We start from the raw sequence: 15,370 nt of genomic DNA, 5'->3' as shown, positions 1-15,370 counted from the left end.
CTACTTTTTTTGTGAATTTTGAAAAAAGTAGTCCACTCAAAGAATTAGCCTTTAGGCGGAGAAATTAACCATGAAAAAACTGATTACTGCCCTACTATCAGCTGGTCTTTTGCTAGCTGGTGCAGTTCAAGCTGAAGCTGAGCTGGATAACCCAGGCGGCATTGGTGGCGTAGAATCTCTACGTGGTGCAAGTGAACTTGAAGCAACTCGCGCAGCAGATGACTTCAAAAAGTTCCCTCGTGACCAAGTACTTGAGAGTGACTACGTATACCAACCACCTCTAGTGCCTCATACTATTCGTAGCTATGAAGTTTCTCTTAACGCTAACAAGTGTCTTTCTTGCCACAGCTGGAAAAACGCAAAAGAAATGGGTGCTACTAAAGTGAGTGTAACTCACTACATGAACCGTGAAGATGCGGTACTTGCAGATGTATCACCGCGTCGTTACTTCTGTCTACAGTGTCACGTACCTCAAGCTAATGCTAAGCCACTAGTTGAGAACGAGTTCAAACCTGTAGATTCACTGCGTTAATCGTAGCCGGACTGTAAGAGAGGCTATATATGATAAAATTACTTAAAGCGTTTTGGAAAAGACTCGCGACACCAAGTAAAGCAGCCGTAGGCGTTGTTTTGTTCTTGGGTTTCTCGGGCGGTCTTTTGTTCTGGGGTGCATTCAACACGGGTATGGAGGCAACCAACACAGAAGAATTCTGTTCTGGCTGTCACGCACCTATCGTTGCTGAAATCCAAGAGACAATTCACTACTCCAACCGTTCTGGTGTTCGTGCTATCTGTTCAGACTGCCACGTACCTCACGAATGGACGGATAAAATTGTTCGTAAGGTTCAAGCATCTAAAGAGCTATACGCTCACTTTATTGCGAAGACCATCAATACTGAAGAAAAGTTCAAAGCGCGTCGTGCTCACCTAGCGGAACGCGAATGGGCTCGATTGAAAAAGAACGATTCACTTGAGTGTCGTAACTGTCACCAGTTCGATTACATGGACTTCTCAGAGCAAAGCCCTCGTAGTGCAAAACAACACTCGACTGCGCTGGCTTCTGGTGAAAAAACGTGTGTAGACTGTCACAAAGGTATTGCACACAAACTACCAGACATGCACGGCGTTGAAGGCTGGCAATAAGGAGCGATTGAATGAGTACTTTAGAAAGCGTAATTTGGCACATCCTAGGTTACAGCGCTATGCCAGTTATCATTCTTGGCGGCTTCGCAGGTGTTGCAGCCGTATCTCTTTGGATTTTATCTATGGGTAAAGACAAAGAAGTCGATTAATAATCGAGATTGCATCAACGTCTACCAGTTACTTCTGATAGGAGTTGATACGAAAAAGCCACTGATTTCAGTGGCTTTTTTATTATCTGGCGTTTCTGTTTACTGCTAGGGGGATGATGGAACCTTAGTAAAACGACATCGCAGCTAATATAAAGAAAGCCTTATATAGCAAAATCTAAGCTTCGTTTTTCGGAGCTTCTGTATCAGCAGGCTCTTTATCGACAGCTTCTGTATCAACAATCGGCAGCACCTGTTTTACGTAGTTGCCCGGCGCTTTGCCTATCACAGGGTTAAGCTCAGAACCTTGATTGAATGGTTCGATTTGCTCGTCAGTCTCAAAGCCCTGTAACCACTGATCCCAGTGTGTCCACCATGAACCTTCATTATGGCTTGCGTTTGATAGCCACTCATCAGCAGAATCATCAAGATTGTCATTCAACCAGAACCCGTACTTCTTCTTGCCTGGATGGTTAACAATGCCTGCAATATGACCGGATTCACCCAATACAAAGGTTTTGTTGCCACCCGTATTCAATGCACCGCGATAAGTCCCCTGCCACAAGGCAATATGGTCTTCTTTGGCTGAGATGAAGTAGCTTGGTATTTTGATCTTATTCAGATCTATCCAAACGCCACCAACTTTCACGCCTTTGTCTTGAACGAGTTTGTTCTCAAGGTAAAGCTCACGCAGCAAGAAGTTATGGCACTTAGCAGCTACGTTTGTGCTATCACTGTTCCAATACAACAAATCAAACTCCATTGGGCTGCTGCCTTTGAGGTAATTATCAATGTAGTAGTTCCAGTACAAGCTGTTTTCACGAAGCAAACTGAACGTCACACTCAATGAACGACCATCCATATAACCTTTGGCGTCGTTCTGCTTCTCAATCGCGTTAATGATCGTTTCGTTGATATACGCGCCAACCTCACCCGGCTGCGAGAAATCCAACAAGGTTGTAAAGAAGGTCGCGGTTTTAATGCGTTTCTTCATGCGCTTCGCAGCATAGTAAGCAACCGTAGAGGCTAATACCGTACCACCGATACAGTAACCTGCTGCGTTAATCTGCTCTTTACCTGTGATGTCTTCAATCGCCGCAACCGCTTTCACTACACCTTCCGTGACATAGTCACCGAACTCTTGGTCTTTCTGCGCCTCGCTCGGATTACGCCAAGACATCATGAATACGCTATGTCCTTGCTCTAGCAACCAGCGCACCATCGAGTTCTTCTCACGAAGGTCAAGAATGTAGTACTTGTTTATAAACGGCGGGACGATCAGCAAAGGCGTCGCATTGACCTGCGGTGTCTTGGGATAGTATTGAATCAGTTCAAACAACTCGTTTTGAAAGACAACATCACCTTCCGTGTTAGCAACATCAACACCTAATCGGAAAGCGTTATTGTTAGTCATACGGATCTTGAGGATATCAGCACTCGCTTCAACGTCTGCTTGTAACTGCTCTAATCCATCAAGCAGGTTTTCACCATTTCGCTCGAGCGTTAGTTTCATCAACTCTGGGTTAGTCGCAATGAAGTTGCTTGGAGAGAGAGCATTGATTGCCTGACGTGAAAAGAACGCCACACGCTCTTTGGTTTTCTCGTCGATGCCTTCGATAGAATTGATGGTGTCAATGTAGCTTTTGCTGAATAGCAAATAAGATTGCTTGATAAAGCTGTAGAATGGGTCGTTTTTCCACGCTTCATCAATAAAGCGCTTGTCGCTGCGACCTTCTGAAATAACACTTTCGGTGTTGCCCATCAGCGCGGCATTCTGCCAGATCTTAAGTTGTTGTTCCCACCATTGAGATTGTAGCTGAAGTAGAACGGCGGGTTGGTTGGCGGCTTGCTCGAAGATTTTTGATGCATCATCAAAGTTCAATTCTTGCATCGCTTGATTGAGGGGAGATTGCGCGGCTTCCTTGTTTTGTTCAAAGTTTTCCCACCATTGCTGGTTCGTTTGTTGAAGTTTAACAAGATAGTCCGAAAAGAAGTGTTGAAACATAACATGACTCCAATAATCGGAAAATCGCCACCGAGCCTCACAGTAAACACAGTGCTAACTCGATGGCGATTTTATTTATGCAGGTGTAACTGTTTTCAAGTTTTCAGTTGTTAGTGTTTCAACATCTTCTTTGAACTCTTTTGCCGCAGCTTGAAGCTTAGCACTGTCACTCATCATCTGTTGAGACAGCTGAGTTAGCGCTGCTAGTTGCTGGCTGTTGAAAGCCGTTAGGCTAGTCACGTCTTTGATTTCAGTCACTGCTTTCATTTGCGCAAGCCCCATGTCCGTGTAAGTCTGCATAGCATTCATTTGCAGCTCTGTCATCGTTTGGACGTTCTTTGCAACCAACTTGTTGAACTTTAAGTACGGTTCAAATTGCTTTTCAGTTTGGTCAGTAATTGTTTTGAAAATATCCGTGTACATAAATAACTCCTGATGAATACATAGTTTAATAAATTTGTGTCACTATCGATTCAGCCGACGCTTATCGACTAACTCACGATGCTTTGCAAAGCTGAATCGATCTTTTTAAGCTTGCCACCGATATGTCAGGTTCTAACCTTCCATACCTTTTAGCAAAACAGCGGTTCCCATTCCTCCACCCACACAGAGTGAAGCAACGCCATAAGTCGTTTTCTGTTCAAGCATTTCATGGATGAGTGAAACAATGATTCGATTGCCTGAAGCACCTAAAGGATGGCCAAGCGCGATTGCACCACCATTCACGTTGACCTTTGGTTTGAACGCATCAAGCGGTAAATCATGCTGCTCTGACAATTGGTACATCACGCCAAGAGCTTGAGCTGCAAACGCTTCATTCAATTCAAACAAATCTACTTCTTCTAGAGTTAGATTCGCCTTATCAAGCGTTTTCGAAACAGCTTCTACGGGTCCTAAACCCATGATCTTTGGGTCCAGACCAGACTGTGCGTAACTGGTCAGTTCCACTAAAGGTGTTAGACCATGTTTCGCTACCGCAGATTCAGACGCTAAGATGATTGCACTCGCGCCATCATTGATGCCCGAAGCGTTACCAGCCGTGACTGTTCCTTCACGGTCAAAGGCAGGACGAAGCTTTTGTAGACCTTCGAAGGTTGCATCTGACTTCGGGTACTCATCGGTATCAAAAGTGACAGTTTGTCGACGCTGCTTAACTGCTACAGGCACAATTTGATCGTTAAACTTACCTGCTTCAATCGCCGCGACTGCTTTCTGTTGGCTTTCTAGGGCATAGTTATCTTGAGCAAGGCGAGAAATATTCAACGTATTCGCGATATTTTCAGCGGTCATGCCCATGTGGTAGTGATTAAACGCATCGGTTAAGCCATCACCAACCAGTAAGTCTTTCATTGAGATGTCACCCATTTTGTGACCATTACGAACGCTCGCTGGAACCACAAAAGGAATTTGGGACATCACTTCAACGCCAGCAGCAATAACCAATTCAGCATCTTGTGCTTTGATGTGCGCCGCGGCGTCCATCACTGATTTCATGCCGCTGCCGCAAATCATGTTCACACCGTATGCTGGTGTTTCCTCAGGAAGCCCCGCATAGATGGAAGCCTGACGCGCAACGCCCATACCTTGACCAGCAGAAATCACGTTACCGACAATCACTTCATCAATGACATCTAGGGGAAGGTCTACTGAATCTAGAGCACCTTTGATCGCTACACCAGCCAATTCACCTGCGTTAACGTTTTTCAATGAACCCGTAAATGAACCAATTGGTGTGCGTTTCGCTGCAACAATAAATACTTTTTCCATTATTCAATTCCTGTCAGTTTCGCCATTAGTGCATGTACAAGCCGCCATTCACAGACAATGTCTCGCCTGTAATGTACGCGCCAGATTCACTCGCTAAAAAACCCACTGCATCTGCAATTTCAACAGGTGTTGCTAAGCGTTTCATCGGGATTTGGTTCTTGATTGAATCCAGTACTTCAGGTTTCATTTGCTCAACCATTGGCGTTGCAGTGTAACCAGGGGCAATCACGTTCACTGTCACACCGCTACGAGCACCTTCCGCTGCCAAAGCTTTAGAGAACCCAATCATTCCAGCTTTCGCTGCCGAGTAATTAGTTTGTCCGAATTGACCTTTAAGACCATTTACTGAAGATATATTGATGACTCGGCAGTTACCCTTTTCACACATAGGAGCGAACAGAGGTTGAGTCACGTTGAACAAACTGTTTAAGTTCGTTTCGATAACCTCTTTCCACGCTTCGGCATCCATCTTTTTAAATACGCTATCACGTGTAATACCTGCGTTATTGACTAGCACATCCACCGTGCCTTCTTCTTCTAACAACTTGCTTAAGCTCAGCGCACATTCCGCGGTATTAGTAACATCTAATTCAAACAATCTCACTTGGTCTTCGGTGAATTGTTTTTCATTAAACCAATCCAATGCACATTGGTAGTTTCCAGTAAAATAAGTCGCGATAACACGATAGCCGTCTGCAACTAATTTAGAGGAAATTGCTGAGCCGATACCGCCTTTTGACCCTGTAATTAAAGCAAGTTTTTTCATTAATGGTTCCATCCCTTACAAGCAATTAAATAACAATGATGTTAATAAGATAATGTCTTAGTTGATAATTAAACTTTACGTTTTGCTTTAATTAAACCCTACAACTCAAAATCAAAAAATATTATTACAAATGGGAAATATTTATATCTTATGATTGAAAACTTGACTTCCCTCTCAAAATCAATGAAATGTTGCGAACATGTAAACCAATGCAAGGTGCTGATATCATTAGGATTTATTTAATTTTAACTTTATCACCAAGTAGGTAAGTCATTGTTAATAGGAGATAAACCTATATTTTTTAGCTTGTTTCAAGAAGAATGCAAAGTGAGAATTTGAAATGATTGACCATGGAAATAATAACAAAAATCTTATTATCCATTAATAAATGGTTCATTATCATTCTATATGAACTTCAATATAATTAACGTTCTGAATTGGAAAACTGAACATTATGGATAGGCAAAAAAAAGCCCACTCAATCTATGAGTGGGCTTAATTAAAATCATTAATAAATAGAGCGTGGGTTGCTACTTCGTAAATATTTCATTTGTATTTACATCAAGATAAATTTTGTTTTCAATGGACAACCCGCCACAATAAATAAAATAAACATCTCGATTGCTGTACTTAACCGATTTCACCCATCCGCCGAGTTCTTCAAAATCACTTGGGGCACACTCCCCTTCAGAGATCAGTTTAGCCACCGAATTACGGAATTTCTCTTGATGGATCTTGAGGTCATCAGACTTAACCAAATAGGAATCTAATATCTCTTTGTTTTCTTTTTCTGAGATAATCACTTCATCATTAGATAGACCTGACATAGACACCCATTCAGCTGTCTGCGGGCCACCTTCTTTGAGAACAATATAATCAGAGATACGAGCCCATTCGCCTTGTTTCTCTAATACTTCGACTTTTTCACCTTTGTAGAGATAATCTGTTATCAACCCATCAATTTCAGGTTGCTCTACCACTTCAAGCTTTCTATCCAAAACGTAAAATTCCGTCTGTTCTGGTTCAGGCTGCAGATCCATGATGGGTGCCAGGTCGAATTCTGACTGCTGAGTAACTTCTACAGCTGGCTCTTCCATTTTCTCTGGTGGAATTGGGTCTTTATTCATGACCAAGAAGTAATACGCAGCTCCTCCTCCGCCCAATATTAACAACACAAGTAAAGCGATCAGCGCTTTTTTCATCAAATCCACCAGCTCTTCCGTTTTAGGTATCTTTCAAGTGTACATCAACTCATGCTGCTGCTCATCTATACTCTCTATAGAGAACGCGGTAAGTAGAGGAAAGTCATGAGTTTTTGGGTGAAGGTTATCATTGTGTGTGTACCTTTGAGTGCTAATGTCGTGCTAGCAAACCAATGTAGCAGTGAAAACTGGCAACTACTGCTGGATCGCCAGCTCTCATTTGAAGGACGTTACAACCAATACACCAAAGAATTCAACCAAGTTCTCTCAACCTACAAGTCACAAACGCTGTTATCCAAACATTTCACCAAAAAGCAGATCGTTGAGCTTTGGGCAAAGTACGAGCAAAGGTTTAATGTACAGCTCAATAGTCATATGAATACCGCTTACGATGTCTCTGAGGTTCTATTAAAACAGGCATACGTTGTGTCTACCGAGTTAGATGGAGCTGAGTCTCTCACACACTCTTGGCAAGCCGTCGCTAAACATTGTGCTAGAGCAAAACTACCGAGACAAACAGAAAGTGCACAAGTGCACGTACAAAGCTCACAATCACTCTCCCGAGATCTCCATACACTCAGTGAAAAATTCCGGCAGCTGTCGTCAATATACCGTAGAGAAGCTACGATGATTGATGAAGCACGCCACACAAACCAACCAATAAGCGATGTATCAAACTGAAGAAGCCATTAGATCACCTCACTGTTTGACTGGACTTTTCCGATTAATATGCTCTACCCACTTCATACTATTCTAAGAGCTCGCTAATCAAAGATTTATCAATAAGTTGTAAAACTAATGTGCTAACTATCAACAATAAAGTTCAATTTCCGACCAATGCAAGCGAGTATGTGAGATATTCATCACAAAATAGATTTACAAACGCCAGAAAATTGTTATCATGAATCTTCATATAACTTAATAACAAGAAACATTTTGGCTAGGTAATATGCAAAAGACTATGGCTTTCAACTGCTTGAGTAACACGGAATGGACTGCAGAGATAAGAGGTAAACTTTTATCTGTAGCTAAACACATGGAAGAGTTCGGTTCAGTAAGTGAGCTAGAGCTATGTAAGATATTTGGAGAAACAATTTGGAATGATGGTGTGGATTACCATTCACATGCTTTTTCATTCAGAATTAATGCACAAACTGGGGATTGTTCAATCTCTAACTTTAAGTATCACTAAGTTTTGCACCTACATATACGGAGTACCTTTCACGAGGTTCTCCGTTTTTTATTGCCGTGAGTTTGTCATCCTGTGAGAGATGTTTGGTAACTTTCTCGCTCTTCTTTAAAGATCAAACCATTTCGTTTTCAGCTCACTTTACCGCCGCGTTACTGCTCTTATTTTGGTTTAATCGGTATAAATTGGCAGTGGCGCATTACCTTTTACTTGTCTTATCGCAAGGTGAGTATGAATGTCTTTCACGTTAGAGAGCCTTTGAAGTTTTCTTGTAAATGCCTCGTAGGCCATCAAGTTCGGGCTAACGACTTCTAACAGATAATCATAAGCGCCAGACACCACATGACAGCTGATCACCTCCTCCATCTCGACAATCGCGCCCTCGAACTTATCGATCGACACTTCTTGGTGGTTGTTTAGGCTCACTTCGACAAACACACTCATCGCCACACCCACCTTCTCTCGCGATAAGCTCACGCGGTAACTGTCGATAATGCCTTTTTCTTCAAGCCTTTTGATACGTCTAGCACAAGGTGACGGGGATAAGCCTACTTCATCAGCTAACTCTGCCGTGGTCAATCTACCGTCCTTTTGCAGCAACTCGAGAAGATGTCTATCAATTCTGTCCATAGTGAAAGCCATTCATTAGTTAAATTCGTTAACAATTGAAAGAATGTTAGCAGAAATCCGCAATGATAGGTCAAGTTAGAACGAAACTTGCCAACTTAAGGCACGAGCTCTCCTCCATAATTAGTCATCATTCACTTTCATTGTTTATTATGAATCTTGGCTATCTATCAATTACCATCACTCTGCTCATTTGGGCGAGTTTTTTCCTTTCTCTTAAAGGCGGCGCAAATTCAGATTTAACACCTGCAGATATCGCTCTCACAAGATTTCTCATACCGGCTTTGGTTTTATTGCCTCTGATATGGAAAGCACGCAGCGTGATTGCTGAAGTCCCTAAACGGTATCTAACGGGTATGTTTGTCGGTAGCGGATTGCCTTATCTGCTTGTTGCAGGAACGGCCATGCAGTTTGTTCCGGTATCACATGGCAGTGCTCTTGTTCCGGGCACGCTCCCTCTTTTCGTAACAGGAATTGCCGTACTCTTTTTTAAGCAGCCGCTCAGCCGACACCGTGTTGTCGGTTTAGGTTTGGTCTTGCTCGGTATTGTGTTGTTTTTGGGAAGTAGCTTAAGCAGCTTCAACTTTGAGTACACCAAAGGCCATTTGTTGTTTTTATGCGGAAGCTTAATGTGGGCAACGTTTACCATATCTGCCCGTGTCGCTAATCTTAATGCGTTAGTCAGTGCCGGTTTTATTTCGCTCTGCTCTACTTTGCTGTTACTCGTCCTAATCCTGACCGGAACACTCCCAAGCCATCTAATGGATACACCTATAGCTAATTGGCCCTACACAGAGCTTGCCGTTCATTCAGCTGTGCAAGGCGTTGGGGCGGGTTTAATAGCGGCGTTCACTTACCTTTATGCGGTCAATACCTTAGGGGCTGAACGTTCTGCCGCCTTTGGCAGTGCAACCCCCGCAGTAGCAACCTTGTTAGCCATCCCGCTTTTTAACGAGATTCCCGATGCGATGACTTGGCTCGCCCTTGGTTCGATTTGCATTGGCAGTTTGGTTGCGAGCAACATTTTTATGAGAAACGACCAGTCCATGCAATACCAACCGCCAAGTCATAGTAAAGCGTAACGCTTTTTATATTCACCATTTTCGCTAGTTTTCAGGTATGCGGCATCCAGATAAGTCTGCAAAGGTAGGCTTATCTAAAATCTGCTTTTTCTAAGCTCGCTTCTCCATTAAACTGTCCGACCTTTTTGCTGATTCAAGAGAACACCATGCAACGCGACTACACCTTAAATTGTTTAATCACCATGCCTCGTCATGAACTAGAAGAATTTAGTTTAAGAATGATCCATCGCCTTGTTCCTGAAGACGCAATGACAGAATTGTTCACGTTTGAACAAGAAGAAGTCACCAGCGAAGAACGCATGCAATCAGCGAAATTTGACGCAATGCTTCGAATGACAGCTATCGCGCTTGGTGAAGTGAACCTAGCCTTCTCAGAGTCGGATAACTCGCAACAGAACATCGAGCGAATGACTCGCTTACTGCTTTGGCACTTCTACTCAATTTCTTTCAACCTTGAAGAAGCAATCGCAATCGAAGTGCACTGTGAGAAAGTAGAAAAGATTTTAAAGAATGCACCTAAAGATGCATTTGGTTGGGTTAAAGAATTAACTGAGCTACTTCACTTCTATGCAAAAGTGAACGAAGGTAACGAAGGCAGCAAAGACGCTTAACGTTGCTTCTACGTAAATACACACCAAGCTAAACCAAAGGCAGACAGAACTATACCGAAGGCAAGTAAAAGCTTTGCTGAAATGAGTTCTCTGCCTTTGTTGTTTCTAGCACACTGTGATGCAACATCAGTATAGACTGCGCGATCTTGGTTCCTATTCCCAATGAACCATTCGGTGCTTCCTGCTCCACCTCATTTTGAATCACCACCTTCACCCGCTTCGAATCCGGTTCTAAATCAACACTCAGTGAAACTACTGTTCCAGTTGGGCTATGCCTCAACGCATTGTCTAGTAAGTTCAAAATCAACCTTTCAAGCAAGTCATTGTCACCAGCTGCTTTTACTCCATCAGGTATATCAACCTTAAGTTCGACATCTTTATGGCGGTACTGACTCTGAATCGTTTCTAAGCACTCGCTAAGCAACCCATTCAAATCTATCGATGCGTATCGATAGGTAGGGACAGGATTGTCATGTTTGGCACTGTCGAGCAGTGAATGCAATTGTTCAGACAGTTTATTACCATTGCGATACGCGACATCAATCAGTGAATCCGATTGAGGGTTTTGGATCTTCCATGTTTCTAAGTAACCCAACACACTTGATAACGGTGTTTTCAAATCATGGCTCAGTTGCAATAAACTTTGTCTACGATGTGAAGACTGATACTCAAGCTGTAAGAATTGCTGCTGAATGTGTTTCGCCATCAACTGATAAGAGCGTGCGATCGGCACCAACTCCGGTACTTGATGTATGAAGTTGGGGTCGAGGCGGAAATCTTGCTCTGCTTGCTGTTGTAGCTTATTGGTAACCTCTTCAATAGGGTTCAACAGGCTACGTTTTACGAGCAGGTAAGCGCCAATCGCAAAGCCTAAGATAGAGATCAGCATAAGCCCGGCTAGCGCCATATAAGGCGTATCGACTTGTGAATTGGCAATGACGGTATGGCGGTTACTGCCAATCAACACATACAGATACCCCACCGTAGAACCCAACTCTTCAATCGCAGCAACAGAGAATACCTTACGAGATTCAGGGTTGATCGGGTCTTCACCCAGAATCGGATAAGGCTCGTCATTTAAGAATTGTTTAATGGGTGCTAAGTCTATCTGGTTTGCCAACACAGTGCCCTCTGGTGCGGCGTGTGTCGTGATATTGCCCTGACTGTCGAGAAAGTAGATGTCGAAATCGGGACCAATCAACATCAAGGTATGAAATATGGATTTGAGTGCTTTCGGGTTGTAGTCCGTGCCAATCATCAGAGGATTATCATCACGCATGTGCTGCGCGAGATCTTTATGTAAGCTCTGCTTAGTTCTTTGTTCTATAGTCTCTTTTTGCCAATGATAGGTATAGGCGATAACCACACTCACGAGCAGAAACCACAAACTGGTAAACAGCACTAAACGCGATTTGAAACTCATGCTCTCTCCTCGATGCCTCTTAAGCTTAAGATGCGACACATAACCCTAAACTTTCGATTCGAACTTATAGCCCACACCCCACACGGTTTTGATGAAGTCATCGTCGCTATTCGGCACGGCCAACTTAGTTCTCAAACGGTTAACGGTGCTACACACCGTGTGGTGATACCCAGAATGATCGGTATTCCAAACGTGATTGAGCAGCTCGTCTTTGCTATAGACGCGCCCCGGTCGGGTAGCTAAAAAGTGAAGTAACGTAAACTCGGTTGCGGTAAGTGGGACATCTTGATTATTTAATGAAACCTGATGACGCTCAGGTTGAATGGTAAGCCTGCCAAAACTCATTACGGATTCGGTTGACTGCGGATCTTTCACTATTGCTTCAGAGTGACTTAAGCGACGCAGTATATTCCTTACTCGAGCTTGAAACTCAAGAACGCTGAAAGGCTTGGTAATGTAGTCATCGACCCCTGCTTCTAAGCCTAAGACCTTATCTAGCTCAGTGTCTCTAGCTGTAAGCATCAACACAGGCGCCCAGTCTTCTTGCTGACGTAGCAATCGACAGAAATCAAGACCGTCGCCATCAGGTAAGCCTCGATCAAGCACGATCAAATCAAACTGGCTTCCCTGATATAACGCTTGAGCCTTTTCAATTGAATTGGTTCTTACAACATCATGCCCTTGGAACTTGAGGTGCATCTGCACCAGCTCGGCCAAATCATCGTCGTCTTCGACCAGCAATATGTTTGCCATCAAATTTACCGCAGCACTATTCATTATCCCTGCTCTATTCTGAGTCTGCCCACTTTTCAATTGACCGGAACAGAGCAGGAATTCTTTCATCGTGTGTTCAACTAGTTACTCAGTGCGAGTGATGGTAATTCGCGCACCGGGGTTAAGGAAACGATGGTTGCCACTTAATACGGAGGTCGCAAGACCATCATCTTGGCTAATGACACCAGGATGAAAACTCACTACATCGGTGTCGTCTCGTGTGGTATTAAAGCCCTCACCACCGCCTGCTGGTCCCGGAATGGTTGCAGCAAGCTCATCGTTGAGCTCAGTTCCTGAATCCCACACATTCATGTTCATAACGAACGTGTCGCCCACCGCCAAAGATTTCAGCGATAAACCAGATTCACCAACAAACGCATCATTGGTGTTCACCAACATAGAGGCAACTGAGATATATTCCTCTTGATTTGGGTCGACACGAATAGACACCGTGTCTTGCTCACCCGAAAGAATTAGCCCATTGCCCGAGATGCCTTGATAGACATTAGCGTCGCTGTCTCTAAGCGCGATAAGTTCAGCATTGCTGCCGCCTTCAGCTAAGTATTCAAGGTCAACGGAAGCACTTTGCCCGATTTCAAACAGATCAAAACTGGTGTTGTGCGTCAGCACTGTAAGTGGCGACATAGGTTGGTTGGGCGTGAGGTTAGTAACACTCACATCATAGCGATAGTAATAATCGTCATCATCAGGACAACCGGCTAACACGGCAACAGAGGCAGCGATAAATAGAATTCTAGCTTTCATACATCCCCCTTACTTCACAACAATGGTGATAGTTGCAACAGGGTTTAACCAACGATGACTACTGCTATCGAGGTCACTTATACCGCCCGCCGCGTCACTATCACCAATGTTACCCGGATGAATATGAACCTTAGTGTTAGACACGGCAGTCTCTACACCAGTACCACCAGCACCAAAGGTAATAAAGGGAGGATTTGGCATACTGCCTGCCAACTCATCATTGGCTTCTGTACCTGCGTCATAACCATTGAGTGTGGCTTTGTAGGTGCCCGCTTGAGTTGGGATCTTCCAACTGTCTAATCCAACAAAGCCATCATTGGTCGGCAACAACATCGCGCCGAGTGACAAGTAAGCTAAATCACCCGTATCGATATCAAACGTAGTTGCGACGCCTGGATTGAGAATTCCGGCTGCTGGATTCTCAACCACCACGCCGCCCGCGTTAGCAATAACACTAGATAGACCTGAAATATCGCCACCTTCCGCCATGGATTCCAACTCAGCAGAAGCTGCCTCCCCCGTTCTAAACATGAACAAGCTTGAATCATGAGCCGCAGCCAAGATTGGCGTAAAGTAGATCCCTTTTGTGGCATTGGTGACAGTCACCTCAAGCTGGGCTGCCTGAGCTTGAACAGCCCCAAAAGCGAACATCGCTGAGCCAATCACTAAGCTGATTTGAGTACGTTTATTCATTTTGATTCCATCCTTTATTGAGTCCTTTCGAGACCGACGAATGGATAACATTTAAATACATGTTATCTAGTCAACCACGAACTGTGGTGTTGTTGACTCTAAGAATGGCGATCAAATCTATCAGCAACTTCATTGAATTCTCATAAAAGTCTCACAAGTTTATCCAAACTTATTACAGCCCAGATAAGTAGCCATAGAGCGCTGATATTTGAGAGAAATTAGTCGCCTCACAAAACAAAAGGGAAACATAAAAAAAGAATATGAAAGGAAGAAAACGCAAAAAGGCCGAATCGATATACCGATTCGGCCTCTGTTTTTGTGTATTGTTGCTCGTTCTAAAAGCCGTATAGGCCTCTAAGCAAAGCTAACAGTACAACATCAATTTAGAACGCGTAGTTTGCGTCAATAAGCTCGCTTACTTCAACTTTCGTTACTTCAGCACGCGCTTCAAGCCATTGTGCAACTTGCAGTTGCTCTGCTTCTGTCACTGAACGGTAGCGCTCAATAGAGCATAAGAAACCTTCAAACAGCTCAAGACCACCGCCACCAAAGCACAGACCGATGCTGTCGATGAAATCGATGAACTCGTCAATGAACACATCGTATTGATCAAAATCAGTAATCGATGTCTTGCAGCTTACTTCAAAACCCAGAATCGCGAATTCACCTAGGTATAGCTTTTTGCGTAGGCGACGATTTTTGTTTTCGATTTTATCTAATTTCATAACTGTCTCTCTTTTCATTTGATTAAGCATTTATACACAGTTCTAACCCAATCCCCAAGTGTTTTGTCTTGCATGAGAAGTGTTATGGCAAAAATCGTGCTACAGAAACAAAAGCTTAATGAAAACTATAAAAATCTGTCACTTAACTGCTTCACGATTGGTCACACATTTACCCAAGTTATTAACCAATTAATTAGGGCGTGTTGATCTTTTGAGCTGATTTTTGCAGCGAGTTGCTGGGTATTTATACAAGGCAGAGGCTTCGATGTGTAGCTAGCCTACATGAGAAGCCGATAACGCAGTAGAAATCACCAGCAAACGCTGCCCGAAGGGTTCGGCTAAAAGCGTTTTACTCTTTGTTGAGGAGGATTTGCTTAGAATGACTAGGCTACTTCCCCCTCGCCGCGATTAAAACGCTTTTATCTCGAACAAAATTTAACCGCAAAAGGTCA

At 43.5% G+C, this 15,370-nt stretch carries 18 protein-coding genes; 7 read left to right on the top strand and 11 right to left on the bottom strand.

Annotation, left to right across the window (positions count from 1 at the left end):
- Positions 1-70 precede the first annotated feature (70 nt).
- The 3 genes from CWO08_RS17950 to CWO08_RS17940 are packed head-to-tail and all read left to right on the top strand — an operon-like array spanning position 71 to position 1,292.
- Complete coding sequence (locus CWO08_RS17950) at positions 71-532, top strand: nitrate reductase cytochrome c-type subunit (protein WP_017062614.1); 462 nt, start codon at positions 71-73, stop codon at positions 530-532.
- Between the two features lie 29 nt (positions 533-561).
- Positions 562-1,143 (top strand): NapC/NirT family cytochrome c, encoded by a 582-nt coding sequence (locus CWO08_RS17945; RefSeq protein ID WP_009845456.1) that lies wholly within the window; start codon positions 562-564, stop codon positions 1,141-1,143.
- Between the two features lie 11 nt (positions 1,144-1,154).
- Positions 1,155-1,292 (top strand): TIGR02808 family protein, encoded by a 138-nt coding sequence (locus tag CWO08_RS17940; protein ID WP_102478764.1) that lies wholly within the window; start codon positions 1,155-1,157, stop codon positions 1,290-1,292.
- Between the two features lie 175 nt (positions 1,293-1,467).
- On the opposite strand, the gene phaC is transcribed toward CWO08_RS17940, so the two are convergent.
- The 5 genes from phaC to CWO08_RS17915 all read right to left on the bottom strand — a co-directional run bounded on the left by phaC (position 1,468) and on the right by CWO08_RS17915 (position 7,038).
- Positions 1,468-3,294, bottom strand: coding sequence for a class I poly(R)-hydroxyalkanoic acid synthase (gene phaC / locus CWO08_RS17935; RefSeq protein WP_102431375.1), 1,827 nt, complete (start codon positions 3,292-3,294; stop codon positions 1,468-1,470).
- 75 nt (positions 3,295-3,369) lie between these two features.
- Positions 3,370-3,717 (bottom strand): phasin family protein, encoded by a 348-nt coding sequence (locus CWO08_RS17930; protein ID WP_048660075.1) that lies wholly within the window; start codon positions 3,715-3,717, stop codon positions 3,370-3,372.
- 132 nt (positions 3,718-3,849) lie between these two features.
- Positions 3,850-5,061, bottom strand: a complete 1,212-nt coding sequence (locus CWO08_RS17925; protein ID WP_102480564.1) for an acetyl-CoA C-acetyltransferase — start codon at positions 5,059-5,061, stop codon at positions 3,850-3,852.
- A 25-nt stretch (positions 5,062-5,086) separates the two neighbouring features.
- Positions 5,087-5,827 (bottom strand): SDR family oxidoreductase, encoded by a 741-nt coding sequence (locus CWO08_RS17920; protein ID WP_048613548.1) that lies wholly within the window; start codon positions 5,825-5,827, stop codon positions 5,087-5,089.
- A gap of 530 nt (positions 5,828-6,357) precedes the next feature.
- Positions 6,358-7,038 (bottom strand): SH3 domain-containing protein, encoded by a 681-nt coding sequence (locus CWO08_RS17915; RefSeq protein WP_108020870.1) that lies wholly within the window; start codon positions 7,036-7,038, stop codon positions 6,358-6,360.
- 96 nt (positions 7,039-7,134) lie between these two features.
- Between CWO08_RS17915 and CWO08_RS17910 the strand changes: the two genes are divergently transcribed.
- The gene (locus tag CWO08_RS17910; protein WP_102431708.1) at positions 7,135-7,710 is read left to right on the top strand and encodes a hypothetical protein; all 576 of its coding nucleotides are present in this window, start codon (positions 7,135-7,137) and stop codon (positions 7,708-7,710) included.
- A 268-nt stretch (positions 7,711-7,978) separates the two neighbouring features.
- Positions 7,979-8,221 carry a hypothetical protein gene (locus CWO08_RS17905; RefSeq protein WP_017062621.1) on the top strand — a complete coding sequence of 81 codons (243 nt, stop codon included), beginning with the start codon at positions 7,979-7,981 and terminating at the stop codon, positions 8,219-8,221.
- 168 nt (positions 8,222-8,389) lie between these two features.
- Here the strand turns inward: CWO08_RS17905 and CWO08_RS17900 are convergent, their stop codons facing one another.
- Positions 8,390-8,848: an Lrp/AsnC family transcriptional regulator gene (locus CWO08_RS17900; RefSeq protein WP_102431709.1), complete on the bottom strand. Its 459-nt coding sequence runs from the start codon at positions 8,846-8,848 to the stop codon at positions 8,390-8,392.
- A gap of 149 nt (positions 8,849-8,997) precedes the next feature.
- Between CWO08_RS17900 and CWO08_RS17895 the strand changes: the two genes are divergently transcribed.
- Both CWO08_RS17895 and CWO08_RS17890 read left to right on the top strand, forming a co-directional pair.
- Positions 8,998-9,927, top strand: coding sequence for a DMT family transporter (locus tag CWO08_RS17895; protein WP_048666318.1), 930 nt, complete (start codon positions 8,998-9,000; stop codon positions 9,925-9,927).
- A gap of 146 nt (positions 9,928-10,073) precedes the next feature.
- The gene (locus tag CWO08_RS17890; protein ID WP_102431710.1) at positions 10,074-10,538 is read left to right on the top strand and encodes an exoribonuclease R; all 465 of its coding nucleotides are present in this window, start codon (positions 10,074-10,076) and stop codon (positions 10,536-10,538) included.
- Positions 10,539-10,587: 49 nt separating this feature from the next.
- On the opposite strand, the gene CWO08_RS17885 is transcribed toward CWO08_RS17890, so the two are convergent.
- The 5 genes from CWO08_RS17885 to CWO08_RS17865 all read right to left on the bottom strand — a co-directional run bounded on the left by CWO08_RS17885 (position 10,588) and on the right by CWO08_RS17865 (position 14,918).
- Positions 10,588-11,961: a HAMP domain-containing sensor histidine kinase gene (locus CWO08_RS17885; RefSeq protein ID WP_108020869.1), complete on the bottom strand. Its 1,374-nt coding sequence runs from the start codon at positions 11,959-11,961 to the stop codon at positions 10,588-10,590.
- Positions 11,962-12,006: 45 nt separating this feature from the next.
- The gene (locus tag CWO08_RS17880) at positions 12,007-12,738 is read right to left on the bottom strand and encodes a response regulator transcription factor (protein ID WP_102431712.1); all 732 of its coding nucleotides are present in this window, start codon (positions 12,736-12,738) and stop codon (positions 12,007-12,009) included.
- An 81-nt stretch (positions 12,739-12,819) separates the two neighbouring features.
- Positions 12,820-13,500: a spondin domain-containing protein gene (locus CWO08_RS17875; protein ID WP_102478545.1), complete on the bottom strand. Its 681-nt coding sequence runs from the start codon at positions 13,498-13,500 to the stop codon at positions 12,820-12,822.
- Between the two features lie 9 nt (positions 13,501-13,509).
- On the bottom strand, positions 13,510-14,193 hold the full coding sequence (locus CWO08_RS17870) for a spondin domain-containing protein (RefSeq protein WP_102478544.1): 684 nt from the start codon (positions 14,191-14,193) through the stop codon (positions 13,510-13,512).
- A 383-nt stretch (positions 14,194-14,576) separates the two neighbouring features.
- Positions 14,577-14,918 carry a YggL family protein gene (locus tag CWO08_RS17865; RefSeq protein WP_057623238.1) on the bottom strand — a complete coding sequence of 114 codons (342 nt, stop codon included), beginning with the start codon at positions 14,916-14,918 and terminating at the stop codon, positions 14,577-14,579.
- Positions 14,919-15,370 lie beyond the last annotated feature (452 nt).

It is taken from the genome of Vibrio sp. 10N.286.48.B8, assembly GCF_003050085.1.
In the GTDB taxonomy this organism is placed as follows: Bacteria; Pseudomonadota; Gammaproteobacteria; order Enterobacterales; family Vibrionaceae; genus Vibrio; species Vibrio crassostreae.
The sequence above is the reverse complement of the archived record's forward strand: the minus strand, read 5'-3'. Positions and strand labels throughout refer to the sequence as shown.